The sequence below is a fragment of the Streptomyces sp. NPDC090032 genome (genome assembly GCF_044748025.1).
GTDB lineage: Bacteria > Actinomycetota > Actinomycetes > Streptomycetales > Streptomycetaceae > Streptomyces.
The window spans coordinates 290528-314953 of record NZ_JBIVFF010000007.1; the positions used below are offsets into that span (position 1 = coordinate 290528).

A 24426-nucleotide genomic window follows, 5' to 3' on the forward strand; every position below is an offset into this window, starting at 1 on the left:
TACGTGGCTGCCATGGCCGTCGACGCGCTCGCCGCGCTGGCGACCGGGTGGGTGTACGACCGGGTCGGGCCTCGTGTCCTGATCGTCCTGCCGGTTCTCTCGGCGGCGGTGCCCGCGCTCGCGTTCACCGACTCCCTCGCCCCGGTCGTACTCGGGTCTCTGGTGTGGGGCGCGGCCACCGGAGTGCAGGAGTCCACCGTGCGCGCCGTCGTGGCCGATCTGGTCGCGCCCGGCCGCAGGGCGACGGCCTACGGCGTCTTCGCCGCGGTCGTGGGCGTGGCCGCGTTCGCCGGAGGGGCACTGACGGGGGCGCTCTACGACGTCTCGATCCCCGTGCTGATCACTGTGGTGGCCGCGATCCAGGCCGCGGCCGTCCTCCTGCTGGCCGTCACCGGCATCAGCCTCCGCCACACGTGACGGACCCGCACCGCCACGCCAACTCCCCAACAGGGAAGGTCAGTTCGGGCAGAATGCCGCCCCCGGACCCGGGATCCGCGACGCGCGAGGTCCTGATTCGGCCGCACGTCTCGGCGAGCGGAGGGAGTTGCGCATAGGCTTCGCGCCATGCTGCGCCTCGTCGATGCCTGCTCGGGCCTTCCTGTCGCTCCGGTGATGCACCGGAGCGTGGTGCGCATCGGCGTACCCGTGGCGCTTCCCGAGGGCGGCGAGGCGCTTTCCGACGTCCGCGCGATGCTCGTCGCCGACGTCCTGACCCGCGTACTGGAACTGTCGGGAACCATCGCGTACACGGGGCTGATCTGCCCGGACGGGGCCGACGAGCGGCGGGCGGCGCTCCAGGCGCGGGCCGCCGAGCTCGGCATGCATCCGGCCGCCGCGCACGGCGACGAGCGGGGCGTGGAGGGTGAGCTGGGGGGTCCTTTCGCCGTCCGGGTGAGCCGGAACGAGGACGCACCGGACGACGTGGACGGCGACGTCATCCGGCTCGCCGTCGGCGACGCCCAGGCCGCCGACGGCGTCGCGGAGAGGGCCGACGACCCCCTGGCCCTGCGCCTCGCGCTGCTGACCGAGCCGCGCACCGAGCCGCTCCGCCTCCCGCCCGCGTCGGTGGCCGCTGCCCATCACACGCTCCTGCGCTGGCGGCACGCGGTGGCCACCTGGGCGGACAGCCCGTCCCGGCCCATGCCGGGCCCCGCCCGCGACAGCATCCGCGACTGCCTCGAGGACAATCTCGACCTGCCCGGGGTGTTGCACACGCTGCACCGCCTGGAGCACTCCGGGGACGCCCCGGCCGGAGCGCTCTTCGAGACCTTCGCGTACGTGGACCGGGTGCTCGGCCTGGACCTCGTACGCGACGTCGGCAGGGGACCCGCGCCGCCCCGGCCGCTGACCTAGGGCCTTTCACCGGGGCCGAGCACAAGGGCCGTTCACATGTTCTTCGCGCCCGTCCTGATGGCCTCGCGGATACGCGTGTACGTGCCGCAGCGGCAGATGTTGCGGATCTCGTCGAGGTCCGCGTCGGTGATGTCGCGGCCGGCCTCCGCCGCTTGCCGGACCTTGGCGACCGCCGTCATGATCTGGCCCGGCTGGCAGTATCCGCACTGCGCGACATCGAGGTCGAGCCAGGCCTCCTGCATCGGGTGGAGGTCCTGGCCCACGGTGGCGGGCAGACCTTCGATCGTGGTGACCTCGTCGTCGGAGCCGATCTTCGACACCGGCACCGAACACGGGTTGAACGCCTTGCCGTTGATGTGCGACGTACAGGCCTGGCACACGCCGAGGCCGCAGCCGTACTTGGGTCCCGTGACGCCGAGCAGGTCACGCAGCACCCACAGCAGCCGTACGTCGTCCTCGGCCTCGACCGTGATCTGCTCGCCGTTGAGCTTGAAGGTGTGACTGGGCATGACAGGGCTCCTCAGAAGGCGCGGTCGAGACCGTCGGTGGGGGACTGGGGCGTGGACGGTTCGAGGGGCAGCGGGTCGAAGGAGAGGGTGGCGTGGTTGATCGGGAAGCTCGTCGGCAACGTGCCCGTGGCGCGGGCGTAGGCGCAGGCGATGGCGGCGAACGCGGGCGCGACACCCAGCTCGCCCGCCCCTGACGGCTTGTCACCCGTGGCCGGCATCACGATGACGCGCAGCTCGGGCGGGGTGTTCCACTGCCGCGTGTAGAAGTAGTGGTCCCAGCTGCCCTCCAGCGGGATGCCGTCCTTGATGTGCAGGCTGGATGTGAGGGCCATCGCGAGCGCGTCGTTCATCCCGCCCATCATCTGGGCTTCCAGACCACGGGGGTTGATGGCGAATCCGGCGTCGACGACCATCAGGGCCCGGGTCACACGCGGGCCGGTGACACCGTCCCTGACCTTGCGGTTCACCGTCTCGGGCCGGCAGTCGATCTCGACGAGCGAGGCGACCGCGCCGCGGTACTCCGTGTGCAGGGCGATCCCCTGCGCGACCCCGGCGGGCAGCGCCCTGCCCCACTCCCCGGCTTCGGCCGCCTTGTCCAGGACGGCGCGCAGCCGCTTCTCCTTGAGGAACTCGCGGCGGAACGCGACGGGGTCCTTGCCCATTTTCGCGGCGAGCTGGTCGACGACGAGCTCGCGCGCGCAGGCCACGTTGGGCGAGTAGATGTTGCGCATGCTGCCCGTGTTGAACTTCAGCGGCACCTCGTTGAGGAGCTGCGTGGTGACACCGAAGTTGTACGGCGTGGACTGGGTCAGCTGGAAGATGGTCTCGGCGAACGTGAGATTGCCGGCCACGGGCAGCTTCGCCGCCGTCGACGTGATCATCTCTCCGAGCCCGTGCCCGAAGTCGGTCTGCGAACTGGTGTGACGCTGCTCGTAGCTCACGACGTTGCCGAGCGCGTACGTGGCGCGCACTCGCGAGACACACATCGGGTGGGTCCTGCCCTGCCGGAAGTTGTCGGTCCGCGACCACGACAGCTTGACCGGCTTGCCCATCTTCTGCGAGATCTCCGCGGCCTCGGCGGCCACGTCATGGAAGAGATGCCGCCCGAACGAACCGCCGCCCTCCACCACATGCACCGTGACAGCCGTCTGCGGCAGGCCGAGCCGGTCGGCGATGTCGCGCTGCGCCACGATCGGAACCTTGAGGCTCGCCCAGATCTCGGCGCGGCCGGGGCGCACGTCGGCGATCGCGTTGTCCGGCTCCAGCGGGCTGTTGCTGGCGAACGCGAAGGTGAACTCGGCGTCGATCTTCTTGGTGAGGAGCGGCGGTACCACCATGGGCAGCGCCGCGGCCCTGAGCTTGGCGAGGACGGTGTCGTCCGACTCCTTGTCCACGGTGCCGGGGCCCCATGTCACGTCGAGCGCCCGCAGCGCGTCGATGCACTGGCCGAAGGTCTCGCCGCGAACCGCGACACCGTGCTCGACGGTGGCGACATCGGTGATGCCCGGCATGCTCCTGACGGCGTCGGCGTTCGCGACGGAGACCACCGTGCCGTTGATTGTGGGCGGCCTGCGCACCATCGTCGGCTTGGCGTCGGGCACGTGCAGATCCATGCCGAACTTCTTGGCGCCGGTGACGATGTCGCGTGCGTCGATACGGTTCTGCGGCGTGCCCAGGACCGTGAAGTCGGACGTGGACTTGAGGAGGGCGGAGGCGGTGACGGTGCGCGCGGTGGCGGCGGCCTCGGCGAGCGAGCCGTACGTCGCGCTCTTCGCGGTGCCGTGAGTGATCACACCGTCCCGGGTGGCCAGTTCGGACTCCGGTACGCCCCACCGCTGCGCGGCCGTGGCGACGAGCCGCTGCCTGGCGACGGCCGCCGCCGAGCGGACGGGGAGGTAGATGCTGCGCATCGAGTTGGAGCCGCCGGTCAGCTGGTTCATCAGGAGTTCCGGGCGGGCGTCGGCCAGGGACACCCGTATCTTCGCCAGCGGGAGGTCCATCTCCTCGGCGATCATCATCGCGACCGCGGTCGTCATGCCCTGGCCCACCTCGGCGCGCGGTACCGCGAACGACGCCGTCCCGTCGGCGTGCACCTGGACGGAGATCAGGCCGGACGTGGGCGCCGCCGCCAGGTTCTGCATGTCACCGAGGTCGAAGAGCTCCTCCGGCTGCGGCAGGGAGGGCACCGCCGCTTCTGCGGACTCACCGCCGACGGCGTCCAGGCCGATGCGCGCACCGACCGCCAGCGTCGGCGCGGCGAGCAGATAGGCGAGCACCCGCCGCCGTCCGGGGCCGCCGGGACCACTGGGGCCATCGGGCTGTGCGGGTTCGCGTGGCGAACGGCTCTGTTCTGCCATGGGGTGCCTCCCGGCGCACGGATTGAGTTGATCAACCGGGGAGCCTAGGGCGCGGGAGGCGGGCGGTGAACACGGTGCGGGCAAGTTCCACATGAACGCCACACACTCGCGTATGCGGGCCGCTTGAGGCTCACGGCTCGCGACTGCGAGAGGGGCGGGCCGCCGGGACCCGCCCGGCCCGGCCGGTTTCAGCGCAGCGGCACGTCGAGCCGGGCCTTGCGGTGGCTGAACGTCGCGATGGAGTGCGGGCCGTGGTAGTTGCCGAGGCCGCTCTCGCCGACTCCGCCGAACGGCAGCTCGGGGACGCGGAGATGGGCCATCGGCAGCCCGAATCCGATGCCGCCTGAGGACGTCTCGTCGGCGAGGCGGCGCCGGGTGTCCTCGCTCTCCGTGAAGCCGTAGAGGGCGAGCGGCTTGTCGCGGTCGTTGATGAACCCGATCGCCTCGTCGAGCCCGGCGACCTCGACGATGGGCAGGACGGGGCCGAAGATCTCCTCCCGCATGACCGGCTCGTCGGGCTTCACACCGGTCAGGACGGTCGGCGCGATGTAGGTGTCGTCACGGTCGGTCTGCCCGCCGAAGGCCGTCGTCCCGGAGTCGAGCAGCGCGGACACCCGGTCGAAGTGCCGCTCGTTGACGATGCGCCCGTACGCGTCCGAGGACTGCGGGTCGGTGCCGAACATCGCCTCGACCGCCTTGGCGAGCGCGTCGGCGAGCGCGGGGGCGGTCTGCGGGTCCGTCAGTACGTAGTCGGGGGCGACGCATGTCTGCCCGGCGTTGCGGAACTTGGCTCCCGCGAGGCGCTCGGCGACGCGGTTCAGATCGACGTCGCGGTCCACGAACACCGGTGACTTCCCGCCCAGTTCGAGGGTGACCGGGGTGAGGTGCTCGGCGGCGGCGCGCATGACGATGCGGCCCACCATGCCATTGCCGGTGTAGAAGATGTGGTCCCAGCGCTGGGCGAGCAGCTCGGTGGTCTCCGGGATGCCGCCCTCGACGACGGCGACGGCGTCCTTGTCGAGGTACTCGGGCACCAGGCGGGCGATGAGCGCGGAGGTCGCCGGGGTGACCTCGCTCGGCTTGAGGACGACGGTGTTGCCGGCAGCGAGCGCGCCGACGAGGGGCACGAGCAGCAGCTGCACCGGGTAGTTCCACGGCGCGATGACGAGGACGATGCCCAGTGGGTCGTACTGTGTTCCGGCCGCCGACCCGTCGGGCAGACTCGCGAGCGCGCCGGACGCCACGGGACGCGGGCGCAGCCACTCGTCGAGATGGTTCAGCGTGTGGTCGATCTCCCGTACGGGGAAGTCGATTTCGGTGGCGAAGACGTCGGCGCGCGGCTTGTGCAGATCGGTGTACAGGGCGTCCGCGATGTCACCTCGGTGCTCGGTGAACATGGCGCGTAGCCGGGTGAGCTGCTCCTTGCGCCAGGCGAGCGGCTTGGTGCGGCCGCTGACGAACGTGGCGCGGAGGCGGGCGACAAGGTCTTCGGCGTCGGTCACGAGGGGTCTCCTGTGGAGGGGTGCTCGGCGGGTGTCGAGCGGGAGGTCAGGGGTGGGGAAGAGTCCCGCGGTGGCCTGGGGACGGGGTGGGCACAGTCTCGTCGCTCACGACGGCCGGGCGCGGATCCGCGCGGCGCCCCGCCGGGCGTTGTCACCCGCGAGGTGCACACGGTTACGGGGCTGCCGAGGCCCCCTTCGAGTCGGTCGGCGCCCGTCGTCAGGCCAGCTTCTTGAGGAGCTCGGCCGCGAGCGGGGCGGCGGAGGACGGGTTCTGGCCGGTGACCAGGCTGCGGTCGACGACGGTCTTCGGGGCCCACGGCTCGCCCTCCTGGAAGTCCACGCCCGCGTTGACGAGCCGGTCCTGGAGCAGCCACTTCGCCTTGTCGGCGAAGCCGGCCTGGGCCTCCTCGGTGTTGGTGAAGCCGGTCACCCGGTACCCGGCGAAGGCGTTGGTGCCGTCGGCCTTGATCGCGGCGAGCATGGCGGCCGGGGCGTGGCAGACGATGCCGAGCGGCTTGCCCGTCTCCAGGGCGAGGGCGAGGAGCCTGCCCGAGGCGGCGTCGGCGGAGAGGTCCTCCATGGGGCCGTGGCCGCCGGGGTAGAACACCGCCGCGTAGTCGTCGAGGTCCACGTCCTCCAGCCTGACCGGATGCTGGAGTTCGGTGAAGGAGGCGAGCGCGGCGGCCACCTGGTCCGCGCCTTCCTGGCCGCCGTTGAACTCGGGCGCGAGGGAGCCCTTGTCCACGGTCGGCACGACGCCGCCGGGCGTGGCCACGACGATGTCGTGGCCCGCGGCCTTGAAGGCTTCGTACGGGGCGACGGCCTCCTCGGCCCAGAAGCCGGTCGGGTGCAGGGTGCCGTCGGCCAGCGTCCAGTGGGTGGCGCCGGTGACTACGAAAAGGATCTTCGACATGGTGAGTGCTCCGAGGATGTGGACCCGCGGGCCCGGCGGACGGTTCGGATCGCGGAACCGCTGACGCCTTGTGCTCAGATCGTCGGCGTGGCGATGCCACCGACCGTAGGACGGGTCTCCCCGTTCGTCCTCGTCGCCGCGCCCGTACCGGTCACGTCGTCCAGCGCCCCGGGACGCCGGGCAGCCGCACATCGCCCTCGTCCGCGAACAGCTCCAGGAGGCCGGCCGGGGCTGATGGTCCCGGCCGGCCCTCGCGCGGTTGGCGACGCGGCTACGCGCCCGCGGCCTCCTGCCGGATCCGCTCGAACTGCGCTCCCATGGCCTCGGAGAGGGCCTCGGCGCCGGACAGCGGGCGCACCATGACCGTGAAGTCGTCGATGAGCCCGTCCTCGTCGAGGTGGATGAAGTCGCAGCCGTTGACCTCGCGGTCGCCGACGCGGGTGACGAAGACCAGGGCGTGGTCGCGTCCGTCGGCGCTGCTGATCTCCCGTACGTAGCGGAAGTCCTCGAAGACCCGCATGACGCCCCTGAGGATCGCGGCGGTCATCGCCTTGCCGGGGTACGGGCGGAAGGCGACGGGGCTGGTGAACACGACGTCCTCGGCGAGGAGCGCCTCGACGGCGTCGGGGTCGTTCGCCTCCACGGCCTTGCGGAATGCCTGCATGCGCGCGCTCCATAGTCAATTTGTTGAGTAGGTGCGCCTGAGATTAGTCGCGCTGGTGTTAGCGTGTCCAGATGTCTCTGAAGCACGCGGTCCTCGCGGCCCTCCTGGAGGGCGAGGCGTCGGGATACGACCTGGCCAAGGTGTTCGACGTGGCCGTGGCCAACTTCTGGTCCGCGACCCCGCAGCAGCTCTACCGCGAGCTGGAGCGCCTCGCCGTGGACGGCCTGGTCGAGGCGCGGGTCGTGCCACAGGAACGCAGGCCGAACAAACGCATGTTCACGCTCACCGACGCGGGACGTGCCGCCCTGGACGACTTCGTCGTCGCCCCTCCGAGGCCCACCGCCATCCGCGACGAACTCATGGTCAAGATCCAGGCCTCGGACGGCGCGGACCCGGACGCCGTACGCGCGCTCGTCGAGGAGCGCATGGGGTGGGCGCGCGGCAAACTGGCCCGCTACGAACGTCTTCGGGAGCGGCTCCTGAACGGGCGTGACGAGGACACGTACCTGCGCGACGCCGAACGCATCGGCCCCTACCTGACGTTGATGCGCGGCCGCTCCTTCGAGGAGGAGAACCTCCGGTGGGGCGAGCGCGTCCTGGACATCCTGGCCCGCCGCGCGTCACGTGCCGGCCGCACCTGAACTCCCGTACGGAGAAAGGTGTCTAGCGCAGCCGCATGTAGGTGTGTGCCGGATCGGCGGGTGCGGTGAGCGGGTTGCCGTCGACCACCACATCGGCCCGCTCCCGCGTCCCGTCCTGGGCGAAGTGCTCGTCCTCCGCGGCCATCCACCGGCGCCACAGCGGCAGCGCGTCCTCACCGTCCCGGGCAAGGCCCCTGCGCAGACGCACCGTCCGGCCCGTCTCGACCCATACGGCGCAGGTGAGACGGTCGGCGACGGCGTGGCGCGCGGTCGACACACCTTCGAGGACGACGGTGTGGCCGACGGGAACGTCGTGCCACTCGGCGAGTTCGCGGCGCACCCAGTCGTAGCGCTGGAACCGGCCGGCCACCCCGCTCCCCAGCGGCTGGAGCACCTGCTCCTCGAGGCGGGGCCACCAGCCCAACGGGTCGTCCCACGACGCGAAGTCGTCCGTGTGCACGATCCGCGCGCCGGCGAGTGCTCCGGCCAGGCGCTCGGCGAACGTGCTCTTGCCCGCGCCCGACGGGCCGTCGACGGCGACGAGCCTGACCGGGCCGCACCGCGGCGGCGCCGCCCGGATACGGGTCGCCAGTGCTGTGTACGTCTCAGGGGTGGGTTCCATGAGGGCGCACGATAGCGGCGGTTGTCCGGCGCCGACCGGGATTTTCGTACGCACCACAGGCACCGCACCCACCGGGCGCACCGCACGCGCCGTCCGCACCGCCCGCACCGCCCGCACCCACCTGGTGTCCGCCATGCCGTCTCAGGCGTTCGCCGGCGCGTCCTTCTTGTCGGGGTCCTCGGAAGTGGCCGCGGCCGGAAGGGGGGTGTAGAACACGGACTTGTTCTGCTTGGTGCGCTCGGCCTGCCCGCGGGCGACCAGCGATTCGAGGGTGTTGCGCACGACCGTGCCGCCGGCCTTGCGCTCCGGGTGGGTCTCGGCGAGCGTCGTGGTGACCTCGGCGGCCGAACGCGGCTCGGTGCTCGCGGTGATGAGGTTCAGGACCAGTTCGCGCAGGGTGGGTGAGCCGGGTGTGCGGGGCTGCGTCACGGAGGGCGCCTGCTTCGCGGAGGCCTTCTTGCCGTCGGCCTTCTTCGCGCGCTGCTTGGGTGCCGCACTCTCGCCCTTCGGCTTGCGTGCCTTGGGCAGTTCGACCGGAGGCGCAGCCTGCGGCGTGACCGGTGCTTCCCCGGCCACCGCTGCCGCGCCGCCTTGAGTGGAGAGCGCCTCCCGCATCCCCGCCAGCAGGGTGCGGTCGTGGTCCAGAGTCTGGAGCTGCTCCTGAAGCGCGGCCAACTCGGCGGTGACGCGTTCCTGTTCCTTGGCGTTGCGCTCGAGGTCTGCCTCTACCTGGGCGGAGTACTGGGACTTGAGCGTGTTGCTGTCCGACATGGCTGCCCGCTTCCTGTGCTGTGGGGCTGTGTGTTGGTGCCGAAGGGTACTCACACCGCACACACTTGTGCACGGTCCTTCGGTGCATTGCCCCTACGCGGTGTTGGTGGGGTGACACCGTGTACGGCCGTGCGGGGAGCTTCGAGGGGTGCCGGAAGAGGTGTGTGGAACGCCAACACCCTTATGTGAAATGGGAGTTGACCGTATCGGGTGGACATGGCACCTGTGCGAGGGCCGTCAGGGGTGACATTTGTACCGGTCGGGTGACGACATCTCGCTCTGCCGCGTGCCGCCCGCCGCCGGAGATGCTGAAGTCGGCCGCCGCGCCTGCGGTGACGAGACCCATGGAGGTCATGGTGGCATCGCGAGTGGGAGAACATCCTGTGCCCGAGAGCGGCACGTACGAGATCGATCCGGCGGCGTCGAGCGTGAACTTCCGTACGCGCACCGTCTTCGGGCTGTTCCCGGTGCGGGGCAGCTTCCGGATCACGAGGGGTCGGATCGAGGTGGCCGGACCTGTCGAGAAGTCCACTGTGGACGTCAGGATCGGAGCGGACACGTTCGAGTCGGGTGTGGCGCGCCGCGACGAACACGTCAGGTCGGCCGACTACCTCGATGTGGCCACCCACCCCGAACTCGCGTACCGCGCCGACGGTGTCGAGGTGGGGTCCAACGGGACGGTCCTGACAGGGGAGTTGACCGTCATGGGTGTCAGCCGACGGGTCGACGTCACGGTGGAGAGTGTGGCCGTCGAGGGCCGCCGGCTGTCGGTCGTGGGGTCGGCCGTCGTGGACCGCTACGCCTTCGGCGTGACCACCGCGAAGGGCATGACCGGCCGCCGGCTGACCGTGCGCCTGGACGTCAGGGCGACGCGCTGACCTCCCGTGACGGGTGGTTCCGGGTCACGGGGTGTCGGCCGTGGACGGCCTCGGTGTGTGCGGCATTCCGTTGAGCAGCACCCGCAGGCCCCAGCCCAGGCGGGCCTCGCCCGGCCCGGACAGGAGTTCGTCACTCAGCGCCGCGAGGCGCGGGTGCGTGGTGGCGGACATGTCGCGCAACACGGTGGCCAGTGCGGCCCACTCGCCCTGGGCCTCCTCGTCCTGGTCGCGGGTCGACTGCTCGGCCGCGGTCGAAGTGGCGTACTGCATGAGGGCGTCCACGCCCCAAGCGGCCTGCGCGTCCGGGACGCCACCCTCGGCGAGCAGTACGAGAAGGGCTTCGAGCAGGTCGAGGTAGTGCTCACCGCGGGGCATCGCCACCAGCGCCGACCGGGCCAGACTCGGATGCTCGAACAGCACCGCGGTGTACGAGGACAGGATCCGCACCAGGCGGTCCTGCCAGTCGCCCGGAGCGGTGGCGGGGGAGAGGTCGACCGCGCCGAGCAGCTCGTCCAGGATGGCCGCGTGCAGCTCGGCGGTGTTGCGCACGTACACGTAGAGCGAGGCCGGGCCTGTGTCGAGCTCCTGCGCCAGACGGCGCATGGTGACGCGCTTGAGGCCCTCGTCGCGCATGATCGCGACCGCGGTCGCGACGATGCCGTCCCGGGTCAGGGCGGGCTTGGCCGGGCGCTCTCGGCGGCTGCGGGGTGCTGCGGGCTGGGGGGACACGGTGTCACCGTAACGATCCGGTTCGTGACGAACAAGTTCGTCACGAACCTGTTCCCGCGCCTTCCGCCCGCTCGCCGAATGACGCGAACATGTCGAGCAGGCCCTGGGGTGCGTCGGAGTGGAAGATGACGTCGAGGTTGGCGGCGGACTCGGCCGCGGCCTGCTCGCTGCGGGGGAAGAGCGCCTCCTCGTAGACGGCGAGTGCCTTCTCGGTCTCTCCGGGGTGCGCCAGGATCGCGGCGGCCAGCTCCGCGCCGTCGAGCATCGCCAGGTTGGCGCCCTCGCCGGCGAACGGTGACATCAGGTGGGCGGCGTCGCCGACCAGGGTCACGCCCGGGACCCGGTCCCACCGGTGTCCGACGGGCAGGGCATGGATGGGCCGCGGGACGAGTGCTCCGTCGGCGTCGCGGATGAGCCCGCGCAGCCGCTCGTCCCACTCGTCGAAGGACGTGAGGATACGAGCCTTGGCCGCCTCGGTGTCGGTGAAGTCGACGCCGCTGGTGGTGAACCAGTCGGCGGGCACCTTCAGCGCGCAGTAGATGTGCAGCCGGCCGTCGCTCTCCCGGTGGGCGAGGAAGCCCTTCTCGTCCCCGAGCGCGAACAGCGATCCGCCGCCGACGACAGCCGCGCTCTCCGGGTGCCGGGTGTCCGCGTCGTCGAGGTACGCCTCGACGAACGAGATGCCGCAGTAGGCGGGGCGTGCGGCGGAGAGCAGCGGGCGGATCTTGGACCAGGCGCCGTCGGCGCCGACGAGCAGATCGGTGGTGAAGCTCTCGCCGGACGCGAGGGTCACCTCGTGGCGGCCCCCGGTCAGCGGGCGGACGCCGGTGGCCTTGGCGCCCCAGCGGACGGTGCCCTCGGGCAGCGAGGCGAGCAGCATGTCGCGCAGGTCGTGCCGGCTGACCTCCGGCCGGCCGTCCGTGCCGCCGTCGTCGCTCTCCTCCATGCGCACGGCGCCGTGCCGGTCGATGACCCGCATGGCCTCGCCGCCCGGGTGGATGGCGGCGAGGAACTCCTCGTAGAGGCCCGCGGCGCGCAGTGCGGCCTGGCCGGACTCCACGTGCATGTCGAGCATGCCGCCCTGGGGGCGGGCGGCCGCCGAGGCCTCCAGGTCGTAGACGGCCGCATCGACGCCGCCGAGGTGCAGAACGCGTGCCAGGACGAGGCCGCCGAGGCCTCCTCCGACGATCGCGACGGGGTGGTGGGTGGTGGCCATGGCGTGCTCCTTCGGGTGGGGGTGGCGCCCGCCGTTCCGGGGGCCTCGCCTCGACCGTAACGAACATGTTCGTTACGAACAAGTTTTTACCGAACATGTTCGTGAAATCTCGCGGCGAGCCGGGCCCGGGGGATTACGAAACGTCCCGGCCGCGCCTCGCATAAGCTGCGGCGATGAGCATTCTTGATGACGCCCGCCCGGGTATGAACCCCGAGATCCGGCCGCAGGACGACCTGTTCGGCCACGTCAACGGCCACTGGCTGGACACCGAGCCGATCCCCGAGGACCGCTCGAGCTGGGGCCCCTTCGTGCAGCTCGCCGACACCGCCGAGGAGCAGGTCAAGGCGATCATCGAGGACCTCGCGGCGGGAGCCGACGCGGCCTCGGCCGACACCGGCGAGGCGCGCAAGATCGCCGCGCTCTACGCCTCCTTCATGGACGAGCAGGCCATCGAGGCGCTCGGGCTCGCCCCGGTGCGCCCGCTGATCGACGAGGTCGCCACCATCACCGACCTCCGGGGCCTCGCGTCGTTCCTCGGCAGCTTCGAGCGCGTCGGCGGCTCCGGCCTCTTCGGGTCGTACGTCGACACCGACGACCGCAACTCCGACCGCTACCTCGTCAACGTCGTACAGGGCGGCCTCGGCCTGCCCGACGAGTCGTACTACCGGGACGACAAGTTCGCCGAGATCCGCGACAAGTACGTCACCTACCTCGCCGATCTCCTGAAGCTCGCCCAGCACGCCGACCCCGCGGCCGCCGCGCGGACGGTCCTCGCCATCGAGACCAAGCTGGCCGCGGGCCACTGGGAGCGGGCCGAGACCCGTGACGTGCAGAAGACGTACAACCTCACCGCGCTGGACGAACTCAAGGCCCTGGCGCCGGAGTTCGACTGGCACGCCTACACCGTCGGCATCGGCGGCACCGACGTGACCATCGCCGAGACCTGCGTCCGGCAGCCGTCGTACTTCGCGCACCTCTCCCAGGTCCTGACCGAGTTCCCCATCGAGCAGTGGCGCGACTGGCTGCTGGTGCGCGTGCTGCGCGCCTCGGCGCCGTACCTCTCGGACGCGTTCGTGCAGAACAACTTCGACTTCTACGGGCGCACGCTCAACGGCACCCCGGAGCTGCGCGCCCGCTGGAAGCGCGCCGTCGCCCTCGTCGAGGGCGCGATGGGCGAGGCCGTCGGGAAGGAGTACGTGGCCCGGCACTTCCCGCCGGCGTCCAAGGCGATGATGGACGAGCTCGTCGCCAACCTCCTTGAGGCCTACCGCCAGTCGATCGCCCAGCTCGACTGGATGACCGACGAGACGAAGGAGCGGGCGTACGAGAAGCTCGCCACGTTCCGTCCCAAGATCGGCTACCCGGACAAGTTCCGCGACTACTCCAAGCTCCAGGTCACCACGGACGACCTGCTCGCCAACGCGCAGGCGGCCGCCGCGTTCGAGACGGACCGCGAGCTCGCCAAGATCGGCTCGCCGGTCGACCGTGACGAGTGGTTCATGCTGCCGCAGACGGTGAACGCGTACTACAACCCGGGCACGAACGAGATCTGCTTCCCCGCGGGCATCCTGCAGAAGCCGTTCTTCGCGCCGGACGCCGACCCGGCGGAGAACTACGGCGGCATCGGTTCCGTGATCGGCCACGAGATCGGCCACGGCTTCGACGACCAGGGCGCCCAGTACGACGGCGCGGGCAACCTCAACGACTGGTGGACCGCCTCCGACAAGACGGCCTTCGAGGCCAAGTCGAAGGCTCTCATCGAGCAGTACGACGGCTTCTCGCCGCGCAACCTGCCCGGCGAGACCGTCAACGGCGCGCTCACCGTCGGCGAGAACATCGGCGACCTCGGCGGCCTGACCATCGGCCACAAGGCGTACGTCATCTCGCTCGGCGACACCCCGTCGCCGGAGCACGAGGCCACCACCGGCTCCCAGCGGCTCTTCCTCAACTGGGCGTACTGCTGGCGCACCAAGCGGCGCAAGGAGCAGGAGCAGCAGTACCTGACGATCGACCCGCACTCGCCGCCGGAGTTCCGCGCGAACATCGTGCGCAACCTCGACGAGTTCCACGACGCGTTCAGCACGTCGGACAGCGACGGCCTGTGGCTCGACCCGGCCGACCGCGTGCGCATCTGGTAGCACGCCGACGACGCGTGGCCCGTACTTTCCAGGAGGTCTTCCTGGAAAGTACGGGCCACGGCTGGTTCAGGACGCGGTGACGCCGAAGTCGGCGTGCAGTCTGCGCGTGTGGTCCGCCACCCGTACGGGCCCGGTGAGCGTCACCTTCGCGGTCAGCCGGAGGTCGGCGCTGGACGCGCCGAGCCGCAGCTCCACCTCGCCCGGTTCGACGATCCGCCGCCCGTCCCGCCCGGTGAACGACGCGAGGTCCGCCGGCACCGTCACCCGGACCCGCGCGGCCTGCCCGGGAATGAGCGCCAGGCGCACGAACCCGATCAGCCGCTGGACGGGCTGCACGACCGAGGCGACCGGATCGTGCAGATAGAGCTGCACGACCTCGCTGCCGGCCCGGTCGCCCGAGTTCCTTACGGTGAAGGCGAGTTGGACCTCGCCGTCCGTCCCGACCGTCGACTGGTCCACTGTGAGGTCGGACCAGTCGAACGAGGTGTACGTCAGGCCGTGACCGAAGGCGAACGCCGGCGTCGGGTCGATGTTCGACACCCCGTTGACGTGCCCGAGCCGCGCTGCCAGATACGTGGACGGCTGCGCGCCCGGCGCGTTCGGGACGCTGACGGGCAGCCGTCCCGCCGGGGCGACCCGCCCGCTGAGCACACCGGCGAGGGCGGGCGTGCCCTCCTCGCCGGGGAAGAACGACTGGACGACGGCGGCCGACTCCCGTACCGCACGCCCGAGCGCGTACGGACGCCCCGCCAGGAGTGTCAGCACGACCGGTGTGCCGGTGTCCAGGAGCGTGTTCAGGAGCTGCTCCTGCATGCCCGGCAGCGCGAGCGTGGCGGCGTCGCAGCCCTCGCCGCTGGTGCCCCGGCCGAAGAGCCCGGCGCGGTCGCCCAGTGCGAGGACGACGACATCGGCGCCACGGGCCAGCTCCACGGCCTCGGCGAAGCCGTCGGTGCCGGTGTCGTCGATGCCGCACCCGAGAGCCGTGACGACATCGCTGTCCGGGAACTCGGCCCTCAACGACTCCACCAAGGTGGGCAGTTCGATGCCGGCCGCAACCTCGGGATGCTGTTGACCCACGTGCACCGGGAACGCGTAGCAGCCCAGGACGGCCGTCGCGGTGTCGGCGGTCGGGCCGACGACCGCGATCCTGGCGGGCCGCGCCAGGGGGAGTGTGCCGTCGTTGCGGAGCAGGACGACGGCCTGCTCGGCGATCTCCCGGGCGAGGGCCCGGCGGTCCGCCGTGTCGAGGGCCACCGTGCCGCGCAGCGCCTGCGGATCCCCGAGGTCGGCACCGGCCAGTGCTTGCGGCACCGCGTCCCAGCCGGTGTCGAGAAGCCCCAGCTGAGCCTTCTGCACGAGCACACGGCGTAGCGCGCGGTCCACCACGACCTCGGACACCGTCCCGTCCGCGACCGCGTCGAGGAGCGGCTGCCCGAACGCCTTGACGGTGGGCAGTTCCACGTCCACCCCGGCGCCCAGCGCGGCCCCGGCCGCCTCACCCCAGGTGGCGGCGACACCATGCAGGGTCTTGAGGAACCCGACGCCGAAGTAGTCCGCCACCACCGTCCCGGTGAAGCCCCAGGCGTCCCGCAACAGCCCGGTGAGCAACTGCTCGTCGGCTGCCGACGGGACACCGTCCGTGTCGGTGTAGGCGTGCATCACCGAGCGGGCGCCACCCTCGCGCAGCGCCATCTCGAACGGCGGCAGCATCACGTCGGCGCGCTCCCTGGGCCCCATGCCGACGGGCGCGAGGTTGCGGCCCGCACGGGAGGCGGAATAGCCCACGAAATGCTTCAAGGTGGCGACGATCCCGGCGGACTCCAGGCCCTGGACGTAGGCGGTGCCGAGGGTTCCGACGAGGTACGGATCCTCGCCCATGGTCTCCTCGACGCGGCCCCACCGCGCGTCGCGCACGACGTCGAGTACGGGGGCGAGGCCCTGGTGCACACCTACCGAGCGCATGTCCTCCCCGATGGCCCGGGCCATGCGCCGTACCAGCGCGGGATCGAACGTCGCGCCCCACGACAGCGGGACGGGATAGGCGGTCGCGCCCCAGGTGGCGAAGCCCGCGAGGCACTCCTCATGGGCGACGGCCGGGATGCCGAAGCGGTTGCCCGCGGCGATGCGGCGCTGGGTGCGCAGCAGCGACAGCGCGCCGAGAGCGGGGTCGACGGGGGCCGTGCCGAAGGGCCTGGTGAGCTGCCCGAGACCGTGCGGCAGCAGCGCGTCGAGGTCGACCGCCTCCTCCATCTCGTGCTGGTGCGGGGCGACTTCGCCCCCCTCGTCGGACGCCCCGACCCAGACGCCGAACAGCTGGGCGACCTTCTCCTGGAGGGTCATCTCGGCGATGAGGACGTCGGCGCGCGTCTCGTGGTCGAGGGTCGTGTCGCGCCACAGGGGTGTGGTGGATTCTGTCGTTACGGCCACGTTGTGGGTCACTTTCCTCCCACGCCCATGAGCCCCTGGACCAGGGTGCGCCGGGCGAACAGGTAGACGAGCAGGACGGGCACCATGGACAGGACCACGGCGGCCAGCAGCCCCGGGACGTTGATGCCGTACTGGGTGCGGAAGTTGTAGAGCCCCAAGGTGATCACCTTGGTGGAGTCGGACTGCGTGAGCACCAGGGGGAACAGGAAGCCGTTCCACGCCTGGAGGGCGGAGAAGACCGCGATCGTCGAGAGCCCGCCCCGTGACAGGGGGAGCACGAGCTGGCCGAACACCCGCCACGAGGAGGCGCCGTCGATGGCCATCGCCTCGTACAGATCCGGGGTGATGTCGCGCATCACACCGGTCAGGACCAGGGCGCACATGGGAAGCGAGAAGGCCGCGGTCGGCAGGATGACGCCGATGAGGTTGTCGTAGAGCCCCGCCTTGCTGATGACGTAGAACATCGGCACGATCACCGCCTGCGCGGGGATGGCGAGGCCGAGCAGGAAGAGGCGGAAGACGGCGGTCGTGACGCGGCCCCGGCTGCGGACGATGGTGTACGACAGCGGCGGTACCACCACGAGGACGATGGCGACCACGCACACGGTCACGATCACGGTGTTGAGGAAGTACCGGCCGAAGCCTGTGGAGAAGTCGTCGATGTAGTTCCGCAGCGTGAAGTGCCGCGGCAGGCTCAGCGGACCGCTCGCGCCGTAGTCCGCGCGGGACTGCACGGACGCCGAGACCAGGACGTAGAGCGGTGCGCCGACGACGAGCAGCCAGACCACGGAGCCCAGGCCGGCCAGGTAGTTGGGGCGTTGCTTGCTCACAGGCCCTCCACCGAGCTGCGCATCTTGTCGTAGCCCGAGACCCGTACGACGACGAGCGAGATGACCGTCGCGACCACCACCAGGAGCAGCGCGATGGCCGAGCCCGCGCCGAAGTCGAAGCTCTTGAAGGCCTTTTGGTACATGTAGTAGGCGCTGATGGTGGTGTCCGTGCCGGGGCCGCCCTGGGTCAGGATCAGGACCGTGTCGAACGTGGTGAGGCCGCCGACGACCATCAGGATCATCGACGTGATCATGGTGTTGCGCAGTTGCGGCAGCGTGATGTGGAAGAACTGGCGCACCGTGCCCGCACCGTCGATCTGGGCTGCCTGGTAGAGGACTTGAGGGATGGCCCGCGCCGCGCCCTGGTAGATCAGGGTGTGGAACGGGGTGAACTGCCAGGCCCCCACGAAGACCAGCACCCCGATGGCCCCGCTCTGCATGCCGAGCAGATTGCCGTCGCCGAACAGCCACTTGGCCTGCGACGGCACACCGAAGTTGGGGTCGAGTAGCGTGCGCCACAGGACGGAGACCGCGGTGGCGGACAACAGCAGCGGGATGAAGTAGATCGCCGACAGGACGGCGCGGTTGCGCTGGCGGCCCGCCGCCCAGACGCCGAGCAGGATGCTCAGGGGTGTCTGGACGAGCACGCCCAGGACGGTGATCAGCACGCTCAGCCAGAGGCTGTTGAGCATCACCGGGTCGTCGAAGAGCTTGGTCCAGTTGTCGAGCCCGGCGAACCGGGGTGCGCCCAGACCGTTCCAGCTCGTGAAGGACAGCACGGCGACCAGGACGAGCGGGACGACGGCGAACAGGACGAAGAACGCGGTGGCGGGCAGCGCCCAGGCGAAACCCGGGCGGCCCACGCCGCCCGCACGCCCCCTGGCGGGCCGTCGTTCGGCCACGACCGCGGCCTTGGTGACGGTGGTGGTCATCTCGGCACCCGGTCTCACGCGGTGGGCAAGGCCTGCATGGCCTTGATGAAGCCGTCGGTGTCGAGCCCGCCGTTGAAGAACTGCTGGACCGCCTGGTGCATGGGTGTCGAGGCGGACTGGGGGTAGGCCTGGTCCCACGAGAGCTGGAACGAGGGGGCCTTCTTCACGAGGTCGAACTGGTACTTCGAGTACGCCGGGCTCGCGGAGGAGCCGAGGAACTTCTCCGTGTTGGTCGTGGTCGGCAGGTTGCCGATGCCCAGCTGCGCCTTCACGAACTCGTCGGAGTACTGGAGCTTCAGGAACTCCGCGACGGCCTCAGGATGCTTCGTCTTCTTCATCACGGAGTAGAAGTTGTTGGTGTTGCCGACGAGGTTGCCGGCGTCGCCCGTGCCGCCCGCGACCGTCGGGAACGAGGAGTAGCCGAGGTCCTTCTTGGCGAAGGCGGGGTGGGAGTCCTGCTGGGTCGAGAACTCCCAGGAACCCATGAGTTCGAAGCCGGCCTTGCCGGTGGCGAGCAGCGTCGGCGAGCCCTGGTCGGTGAACTTGACCGAGTCGTAGTTGGTGCCGAAGGCACCCGCGTCGACGAGCTGCCTGATCATGCCCAGGGCCTTCTTGCTGCCCGCGCTCTCCCAGGCGCTCTTGTCACCGCCGAGTGCCTTCTGGAACACCTCCGGGCCGGCGACACGGTCGTAGAGGTACTCGAACCACATCAGAGTCGGCCACTGGTCGCCGCCGCCGAGCGCGATCGGGGTGACGCCCTTGGCCTTGAGCGACTTGACCGCGCCGAGCAGGTCGTCCCAGGTCTTCGGCGGCGTGACACCGGCTTCGGCGAGGACCTTCTTGTTGTTGAAGAGCAGCACGGGCTGCGTGCCGCGCATCGGGACGCCGTAGGGCTTCCCGTTCACCGACGCGCTGTCGAAGACCGACGGCAGGAAGCTGGACTTGAGGGCCGGGTCGTCCTTGATGAAGCCGTCGAGCGGCAGCAGGAGGTCGGCGTCGACGAAGGGCTTGATGCTGCCACCGCCCCAGTTGAAGAAGACGTCCGGGGCCTGCGGGGTGCTGATGATGGTCTGGAGCTTCTGCTGGTAGTCGGCGCCGGGGATGGTGTCCAGGACCGCCTTGACCTTCGACGTCTTGTTGAAGGTGGCGACGAGCTGCTTCTCGACCTTGTTGGCAGCGTCCCCGTACACCAGCACGTGGATCTTGTCGGAGTCCCCGCCGCCTGCCGAGTCGGAGGAACCGCCGCCGCAGGCCGACAGGGTCAGACCGAGAGTGAGCGCCACACCTCCGGCGATGGCGCGTGAGATCCGTGCAGGTGTCTTCATCTTCGAGACCTCTCGAAAGTGTCGGTCAAGACAGCGAAATATGCTGGGCGGTGTGACGCTAAGGCGCTCCGAGGGGGCGGTCAACCCTCGGCGTACGGGTTTCCGAAGCGTTATCGGTTCGGGCGCCTGGCGCAGGTCGGGCCTTGCGGCAAAAGGGCGCGACGGCGAGACGACCCTGGTTCGGGCCGCCGAGGAGGGTGCGGGCAGCGGGCTCCGACAGTTTCGAAGACCGCACCGCGGAGCGGGAGGACTGTGGAGCGTCGCGGCGAGGAGGCGGGAGGGGCGAGGGCTACCGCACGGTGGGCGCCGCTGTGCTGTTCCGTACGACAAGACGGGTCGCCAGGTCCATGCGCAGCGTCGGGGGCTTCCTGCCCCGCGCCAGGTCGAGCGTCAGTCGTGCCGCCGCCTCGGCCATCTCGACCAGGGGCTGGCGGACGGTGGTCAGCGGCGGCCCGACCCAGCGGGCCAGCGGCAGATCGTCGAAGCCCACGACGCTGAGGTCGTCCGGAATCCGCAGGCCCAGTTCGCGGGCCGCCTCGTAGAGGCCCAGCGCCTGGAGGTCGTTTCCGGCGAACACCGCGGTCGGCCGGTCCGGCAGGCCGAGCAGTTCGAGACCGGCCGCGTGGCCGGACTCGTGGTGGAAGGTCCCCTCGCGGATCAGCGCGGGATCGAAGGCGACCCCGGCCGTCTCCAGGGCCGCCCGGTAGCCGTCGATCCGGGCCCGGCTGCACATCATCCCGGTCGGTCCTGCGATCACACCGATCCGGCGATGCCCCAGCTCCAGCAGGTGCCGTGTGGCGGCGAGCCCGCCCTGCCAGTTCGTGGCGCCGATCGCGGGCACGTCCTCGCCGGGGTCGCCGGCCGGGTCCATCACCACGAACGGGATGTCGCGGCTGGTGAGCTGTGCCCGCTGGGCGGCGTCGAGCCCGGACAGCACGAGGATCACGCCGGTGGGGCGGCGGGCGAGGACCCCGTCGACCCAGGACTGTCCGATGCTGAGCTGCCCGGCGTGCTCGGACAGGACCAGGCTGAGCCCCTCCTCGCGGGCGACGTTCTCGACCCCGCGGATCACCTCCATCGACCAGGAGCTGTCCAGCTCGTGGAAGACCAGTTCGAGGAGGGGGATGGCCGGGGTGTTGGCCCTGCGGCGCTGGTAGCCGTGGCGGCGGAGTAGTGCCTCGACCCGCTCGCGGGTCGCCGGAGCCACATCGGCCCGGCCGTTGAGGACCTTCGAAACAGTCGGAGCGGAGACTCCCGCTTCGCGGGCGATCTCGGCAAGCGTCGCCGTGCCGGCCTCGGGGGCCTCTTTGGACGCCGGTGTCTGCTTCTTCTGCACCGCTGAGGAGTTCACGGTACGGATCGTAACTTCTTGGGGGTGCGGCAGGGCAAGGGGATCGGCGCACCATGGCGCCTTGACGCACCAGCAAGATCCTTCTAGTTTTTCGCAACATGCGGCTACAGTGCCGAAATAGTTGAACGCGAACCGTGATCTTCGAACCCTCTGAGAACGGACATGCGGATGCCCGCGACCGACACACCACTGCGGAACTGGGCGGGAAACGTCACCTTCGCCCCGGCGCGGGTCCACCGTCCGACGTCGGAGGCCGACCTGAGCCGGACCGTCGCCTCCGCCGAGAAGGTACGGGTCCTCGGCAGCGGACACTCGTTCAACCGCATCGCGGACACGGACGGCGACCTGGTGCTCCTTGACGGGCTCACGCGCCGGGTGCGGGTGTCCGAGGACCGTGCCACCGTGACCGTCTCGGCGGGCATGCGGTACGCGGAGGTCGCCTCGGCACTCCAGGCCCAGGGTCTCGCTCTCGCCAACCTCGCCTCGCTGCCACACATCTCGGTCGCGGGATCCTGCGCCACCGGCACGCACGGTTCAGGAGACTCGCTGCGTGGTCTGGCCACCGCAGTGACCGGGATCGAGCTCATCGGCCCCGACGGCACGCGGACGACGCTGGACCGTGCGTCCGATCCGGACCGATTCCCCGGAGCCGTCGTGAACCTGGGCGCGCTCGGCGTCGTCGTCGCCATGACACTCGCCGTGGAGCCCGCCTTCGACGTCGCCCAATGGGTGTACGACGACGTGCCGCTGGACCGGATCGCTGCGGACTTCGACGCCGTGTTCGGCGCCGCGTACAGCGTCAGCGCGTTCACCGACTGGCGCGCGGACACCGCCACGGTGTGGCTGAAGCGCCGCACCGACCGGCTGCCGAGTGGCGCCCCGGGGGAGAAGTGGATGGGCGGCCGGCTCGCCGACGGCCCACGCCACCCGGTCCCCGGCATGCCTCCGGCGTCCTGCACCGGGCAACTCGGCGTCCCCGGACCGTGGCACGAGCGCCTGCCGCACTTCCGGCCGGAGTTCACCCCGAGCAACGGCGAAGAGCTGCAGTCCGAACTGCTGCTGCCGCGCGAGGCCGCGGCCGACGCCATGTCGGCTCTGCGTGCGCTCGGAGACCGGATCGCCCCGGTGCTCCTCGTCTCGGAGATCCGCACGGTCGCCGCGGACGACCTGTGGCTCAGCCCGAGCCACGGCCGCGCATCCGTCGCCTTGCACTTCACGTGGGCGCCCCGCCCCGACGACGTACTCCCTGTCCTCGGTGCCGTCGAGGAGCGGCTGCTGCCGCTCGGGGCACGCCCCCACTGGGGGAAAGTGACGACGGCAGCCCCCGGCAGCGTCGCCGCGCTCTACGAACGCGCCCCCGACTTCCAGCGGCTACGACAAGAGCTGGACCCGGCAGGGAAGTTCAGCAACGCCTTCGTGACGGAACTCCTCGCCGGTCACTGAACGTGATCCCGTGCGCAGTGCCGCTGGGCTGGTCCGTTCGGCGGCGCCCGGGTCGCTGCGCTCCGGGGCCGAACCTAGCGTTCCCATGGACAGGGGGTATTTCTGTCTGGAGGGTTCACTGTGCGTTCCGTAAGTCTGGCTTCCGCAGCACTGCTCGGCGCCGCCGCGCTCATGTCCGTGACCGCACCGGCGTCCGTGGCGGACGACGCTGTGGACACCACCCCCCTCGTTGATGCCGGTGGTACTGCGCCGCTTGATGCCGACGGCACCGCGCCCCTCGCTGCCGATGGCACCGCGCCGCTTGACGTCGGCGGCACCACCCCCCTCGACGGTGGCGACCCCGCGCCCACTCACGAATCCGACAGTGGCGTCCGCTCCGACAGCGGTACCGACCTCGGTAGCGGTGGTCGTACGGATGGTGGTGGCGCCGGTGGTCGTACGGATGGTGGTGGCACCGACGGCCGTACGGACGGTGGCACCGGTGGCCGTACGGATGGTGGTGGCGCCGGTGGTCGTACGGACGGTGGCGGTACCGGCGGTCGCACAGACGGTGGCGGTACCGCTGGTCGCACAGACGGTGGCGGTACCGCTGGTCGCACAGACGGTGGTGGCACCGGTGGTCGTAAAGACGGTGGTGGCACGGGCGGTCATACGGATGGTGGTGGCACCGGCGGTCGTACAGACGGTGGTGCCCCTCCCGACTCGCCCTCCGTGCCGCGGGGCGTAGAAGCCGGAGCCGGCGGCAGCCTCTTCCAGCTCGACACCGTGCAGCTCGTGGCGGGCACCGCGCTGGTGGCCGGTGCCTTGGGCGGCGCGGGTGTGTACGCCGCAAGGCGCCGCTCCGGCTCGCAGGACTGAGACGGGCCGCTCAGGCCCGTGCGCGCACCGCTGAAGACCTCTGCCGCGCCGGGGTCGCACGTTCGCGTGCGGTCCTCGCTGCCGCGCTCACCGAGCCGTGGTGCACCGGGCCGTGCCCGGGCAGCAGCATGTCGCCCGCGAGTTTCTCGTACACGCTCAGAGAGTCGCGGGTGCGCTCGCGGTCCGTGTCGAACATGGCCGGCAGAAGCCCCGGCCCCCGCGTGCGCGAGGTGGGGTGGCCGGTGACCAGGCCGTCGCCGGAGATGACGATGCCCGCGCCGGGGAGGTGGTAGGCGCAGTGGCCCGCGGTGTGGCCGGGGGTGTGAACCGGGACGGGGTGACCCGGCAGGTCGAGGGCACCTTGAGCGGGAAACGGCTGGGGCTCCTCGACACGGACGTCCCTCGTCCCGCCGGAGCGCAGGGCATGCACGGCCCAGGGCAGGACGCCGGGGCGCCAGCTGTTGCGCAGGACCTGGCCGACCGAGACCTGGTGCAGGAACTCGCGGCGGGCGTGCGGGACTTCGGCCTCGTGTGCGTACACCGGGGCGCCGAAGGAGCGGCTGAGGTACTCGGCGGACCCGAGGTGGTCGTTGTGCGCGTGGGTGAGCAGGATCGCCGTGACGGCCTCGGGGGAGTGGCCCGTATCGGCCAGTGACTCCAGGACCTGCTGCCGGTCGCCGGGGTAGCCGCAGTCGATGAGCGTGACGGCGTCGCCCTCGCTCAGGATGACCCAGTTCGTGTTGCTGCCGTGCACCAGATGAACGCCGGTGGCGGCGTGAACGAGGGCGTCTTCGCGCATGACGGACCGCATCTCTTGAGGTGTGCCACTGGGGCCGGGAAGCGTGGGGGAGCTGGGGGTACCGCGGTGACCGCCCTGCTGCAGCGGTCGCAGGCAGGGTAGTTGATCGCCTCTCCGTCCGGCGGATGTCTTCGATGAGGGCGTCGGGCAGCCGATGAGTGCAGCATC

23 protein-coding genes are annotated in these 24426 nt (G+C 70.7%); 7 read left to right on the forward strand and 16 right to left on the reverse strand.

The window, feature by feature from the left end; genetic code table 11:
* Positions 1-12: 12 nt before the first annotated feature.
* Positions 13-417, forward strand: a complete 405-nt coding sequence (locus ACIPWY_RS19540) for an MFS transporter (RefSeq protein WP_401534340.1) — start codon at positions 13-15, stop codon at positions 415-417.
* 147 nt (positions 418-564) lie between these two features.
* Entirely contained in the window at positions 565-1353 is a 789-nt protein-coding gene (locus ACIPWY_RS19545) for a hypothetical protein (protein WP_362902864.1), read from the forward strand.
* Positions 1354-1385: 32 nt separating this feature from the next.
* On the opposite strand, the gene ACIPWY_RS19550 is transcribed toward ACIPWY_RS19545, so the two are convergent.
* The 5 genes from ACIPWY_RS19550 to ACIPWY_RS19570 form a co-directional block, all read right to left on the reverse strand.
* On the reverse strand, positions 1386-1862 hold the full coding sequence (locus ACIPWY_RS19550; protein ID WP_362902866.1) for a (2Fe-2S)-binding protein: 477 nt from the start codon (positions 1860-1862) through the stop codon (positions 1386-1388).
* 11 nt (positions 1863-1873) lie between these two features.
* On the reverse strand, positions 1874-4219 hold the full coding sequence (locus tag ACIPWY_RS19555) for a molybdopterin cofactor-binding domain-containing protein (RefSeq protein WP_393700792.1): 2346 nt from the start codon (positions 4217-4219) through the stop codon (positions 1874-1876).
* A gap of 188 nt (positions 4220-4407) precedes the next feature.
* The gene (locus ACIPWY_RS19560; protein WP_393700794.1) at positions 4408-5721 is read right to left on the reverse strand and encodes an aldehyde dehydrogenase family protein; all 1314 of its coding nucleotides are present in this window, start codon (positions 5719-5721) and stop codon (positions 4408-4410) included.
* A gap of 217 nt (positions 5722-5938) precedes the next feature.
* Positions 5939-6634 carry a type 1 glutamine amidotransferase domain-containing protein gene (locus ACIPWY_RS19565; protein ID WP_393700796.1) on the reverse strand — a complete coding sequence of 232 codons (696 nt, stop codon included), beginning with the start codon at positions 6632-6634 and terminating at the stop codon, positions 5939-5941.
* A gap of 271 nt (positions 6635-6905) precedes the next feature.
* Positions 6906-7298: a nuclear transport factor 2 family protein gene (locus ACIPWY_RS19570; RefSeq protein ID WP_362902874.1), complete on the reverse strand. Its 393-nt coding sequence runs from the start codon at positions 7296-7298 to the stop codon at positions 6906-6908.
* A 71-nt stretch (positions 7299-7369) separates the two neighbouring features.
* On the opposite strand from ACIPWY_RS19570, the gene ACIPWY_RS19575 reads away from it, so the two are divergent.
* On the forward strand, positions 7370-7939 hold the full coding sequence (locus ACIPWY_RS19575; protein ID WP_362902876.1) for a PadR family transcriptional regulator: 570 nt from the start codon (positions 7370-7372) through the stop codon (positions 7937-7939).
* 22 nt (positions 7940-7961) lie between these two features.
* Here ACIPWY_RS19575 and ACIPWY_RS19580 read toward each other — a convergent pair whose 3' ends face one another.
* Together ACIPWY_RS19580 and ACIPWY_RS19585 are read right to left on the reverse strand one after the other, a co-directional pair.
* On the reverse strand, positions 7962-8561 hold the full coding sequence (locus tag ACIPWY_RS19580) for a uridine kinase (protein WP_393700799.1): 600 nt from the start codon (positions 8559-8561) through the stop codon (positions 7962-7964).
* Positions 8562-8702: 141 nt separating this feature from the next.
* Complete coding sequence (locus tag ACIPWY_RS19585) at positions 8703-9332, reverse strand: hypothetical protein (protein ID WP_393700801.1); 630 nt, start codon at positions 9330-9332, stop codon at positions 8703-8705.
* A gap of 383 nt (positions 9333-9715) precedes the next feature.
* On the opposite strand from ACIPWY_RS19585, the gene ACIPWY_RS19590 reads away from it, so the two are divergent.
* On the forward strand, positions 9716-10210 hold the full coding sequence (locus ACIPWY_RS19590) for a YceI family protein (protein ID WP_401534039.1): 495 nt from the start codon (positions 9716-9718) through the stop codon (positions 10208-10210).
* Between the two features lie 24 nt (positions 10211-10234).
* Here the strand turns inward: ACIPWY_RS19590 and ACIPWY_RS19595 are convergent, their stop codons facing one another.
* Both ACIPWY_RS19595 and ACIPWY_RS19600 read right to left on the reverse strand, forming a co-directional pair.
* The gene (locus tag ACIPWY_RS19595; protein ID WP_362902884.1) at positions 10235-10939 is read right to left on the reverse strand and encodes a TetR/AcrR family transcriptional regulator; all 705 of its coding nucleotides are present in this window, start codon (positions 10937-10939) and stop codon (positions 10235-10237) included.
* Positions 10940-10979: 40 nt separating this feature from the next.
* A complete protein-coding gene (locus tag ACIPWY_RS19600) occupies positions 10980-12155 on the reverse strand; it encodes an FAD-dependent oxidoreductase (protein ID WP_401534040.1) in 1176 nt (391 codons plus the stop codon).
* A gap of 173 nt (positions 12156-12328) precedes the next feature.
* Between ACIPWY_RS19600 and ACIPWY_RS19605 the strand changes: the two genes are divergently transcribed.
* Positions 12329-14293 (forward strand): M13 family metallopeptidase, encoded by a 1965-nt coding sequence (locus ACIPWY_RS19605; RefSeq protein WP_401534043.1) that lies wholly within the window; start codon positions 12329-12331, stop codon positions 14291-14293.
* Positions 14294-14359: 66 nt separating this feature from the next.
* On the opposite strand, the gene ACIPWY_RS19610 is transcribed toward ACIPWY_RS19605, so the two are convergent.
* From ACIPWY_RS19610 to ACIPWY_RS19630, 5 genes are all read right to left on the reverse strand, one after another.
* The gene (locus ACIPWY_RS19610; RefSeq protein ID WP_393700807.1) at positions 14360-16732 is read right to left on the reverse strand and encodes a glycoside hydrolase family 3 N-terminal domain-containing protein; all 2373 of its coding nucleotides are present in this window, start codon (positions 16730-16732) and stop codon (positions 14360-14362) included.
* A complete protein-coding gene (locus ACIPWY_RS19615; RefSeq protein ID WP_362902890.1) occupies positions 16729-17550 on the reverse strand; it encodes a carbohydrate ABC transporter permease in 822 nt (273 codons plus the stop codon). The genes ACIPWY_RS19610 and ACIPWY_RS19615 overlap by 4 nt, the downstream gene beginning before the upstream one ends.
* Positions 17547-18482, reverse strand: a complete 936-nt coding sequence (locus ACIPWY_RS19620; RefSeq protein WP_362902892.1) for a sugar ABC transporter permease — start codon at positions 18480-18482, stop codon at positions 17547-17549. Before ACIPWY_RS19620 ends, ACIPWY_RS19615 begins: the two co-directional genes overlap by 4 nt.
* A 14-nt stretch (positions 18483-18496) precedes the next feature.
* Positions 18497-19807: an extracellular solute-binding protein gene (locus tag ACIPWY_RS19625; RefSeq protein WP_362902894.1), complete on the reverse strand. Its 1311-nt coding sequence runs from the start codon at positions 19805-19807 to the stop codon at positions 18497-18499.
* Between the two features lie 289 nt (positions 19808-20096).
* Positions 20097-21158, reverse strand: a complete 1062-nt coding sequence (locus tag ACIPWY_RS19630) for a LacI family DNA-binding transcriptional regulator (RefSeq protein ID WP_393700811.1) — start codon at positions 21156-21158, stop codon at positions 20097-20099.
* Positions 21159-21326: 168 nt separating this feature from the next.
* Here ACIPWY_RS19630 and ACIPWY_RS19635 point away from each other — a divergent pair, with 168 nt between their 5' ends.
* Complete coding sequence (locus ACIPWY_RS19635) at positions 21327-22601, forward strand: FAD-binding protein (RefSeq protein ID WP_401534046.1); 1275 nt, start codon at positions 21327-21329, stop codon at positions 22599-22601.
* On the opposite strand, the gene ACIPWY_RS19640 is transcribed toward ACIPWY_RS19635, so the two are convergent.
* A complete protein-coding gene (locus ACIPWY_RS19640) occupies positions 22530-23252 on the reverse strand; it encodes a hypothetical protein (RefSeq protein WP_401534048.1) in 723 nt (240 codons plus the stop codon). The genes ACIPWY_RS19635 and ACIPWY_RS19640 overlap by 72 nt on opposite strands.
* Before the next feature lie 60 nt (positions 23253-23312).
* Between ACIPWY_RS19640 and ACIPWY_RS19645 the strand changes: the two genes are divergently transcribed.
* Complete coding sequence (locus tag ACIPWY_RS19645) at positions 23313-23459, forward strand: hypothetical protein (RefSeq protein ID WP_362902900.1); 147 nt, start codon at positions 23313-23315, stop codon at positions 23457-23459.
* A 10-nt stretch (positions 23460-23469) separates the two neighbouring features.
* On the opposite strand, the gene ACIPWY_RS19650 is transcribed toward ACIPWY_RS19645, so the two are convergent.
* Positions 23470-24258: an MBL fold metallo-hydrolase gene (locus ACIPWY_RS19650; RefSeq protein ID WP_401534050.1), complete on the reverse strand. Its 789-nt coding sequence runs from the start codon at positions 24256-24258 to the stop codon at positions 23470-23472.
* Between the last annotated feature and the right edge of the window lie 168 nt (positions 24259-24426).

Excerpts from the sequence above, each read along its gene's own strand:
- ACIPWY_RS19555 (WP_393700792.1), bottom strand. The coding sequence starts at position 4,219 with ATGGCAGAACAGAGCCGTTCGCCACGCGAACCCGCACAGCCCGATGGC.
- ACIPWY_RS19620 (WP_362902892.1), bottom strand. The coding sequence starts at position 18,482 with ATGACCACCACCGTCACCAAGGCCGCGGTCGTGGCCGAACGACGGCCC.
- ACIPWY_RS19540 (WP_401534340.1), top strand. The coding sequence starts at position 13 with ATGGCCGTCGACGCGCTCGCCGCGCTGGCGACCGGGTGGGTGTACGAC.
- ACIPWY_RS19605 (WP_401534043.1), top strand. The coding sequence starts at position 12,329 with ATGAGCATTCTTGATGACGCCCGCCCGGGTATGAACCCCGAGATCCGG.
- ACIPWY_RS19565 (WP_393700796.1), bottom strand. The coding sequence starts at position 6,634 with ATGTCGAAGATCCTTTTCGTAGTCACCGGCGCCACCCACTGGACGCTG.
- ACIPWY_RS19580 (WP_393700799.1), bottom strand. The coding sequence starts at position 8,561 with ATGGAACCCACCCCTGAGACGTACACAGCACTGGCGACCCGTATCCGG.
- ACIPWY_RS19570 (WP_362902874.1), bottom strand. The coding sequence starts at position 7,298 with ATGCAGGCATTCCGCAAGGCCGTGGAGGCGAACGACCCCGACGCCGTC.
- ACIPWY_RS19635 (WP_401534046.1), top strand. The coding sequence starts at position 21,327 with ATGCCCGCGACCGACACACCACTGCGGAACTGGGCGGGAAACGTCACC.
- ACIPWY_RS19550 (WP_362902866.1), bottom strand. The coding sequence starts at position 1,862 with ATGCCCAGTCACACCTTCAAGCTCAACGGCGAGCAGATCACGGTCGAG.
- ACIPWY_RS19575 (WP_362902876.1), top strand. The coding sequence starts at position 7,370 with ATGTCTCTGAAGCACGCGGTCCTCGCGGCCCTCCTGGAGGGCGAGGCG.
- ACIPWY_RS19640 (WP_401534048.1), bottom strand. The coding sequence starts at position 23,252 with ATGACCGCCCGTGCCACCACCGTCTTTACGACCACCGGTGCCACCACC.
- ACIPWY_RS19585 (WP_393700801.1), bottom strand. The coding sequence starts at position 9,332 with ATGTCGGACAGCAACACGCTCAAGTCCCAGTACTCCGCCCAGGTAGAG.
- ACIPWY_RS19625 (WP_362902894.1), bottom strand. The coding sequence starts at position 19,807 with ATGAAGACACCTGCACGGATCTCACGCGCCATCGCCGGAGGTGTGGCG.
- ACIPWY_RS19600 (WP_401534040.1), bottom strand. The coding sequence starts at position 12,155 with ATGGCCACCACCCACCACCCCGTCGCGATCGTCGGAGGAGGCCTCGGC.
- ACIPWY_RS19650 (WP_401534050.1), bottom strand. The coding sequence starts at position 24,258 with ATGCGCGAAGACGCCCTCGTTCACGCCGCCACCGGCGTTCATCTGGTG.
- ACIPWY_RS19545 (WP_362902864.1), top strand. The coding sequence starts at position 565 with ATGCTGCGCCTCGTCGATGCCTGCTCGGGCCTTCCTGTCGCTCCGGTG.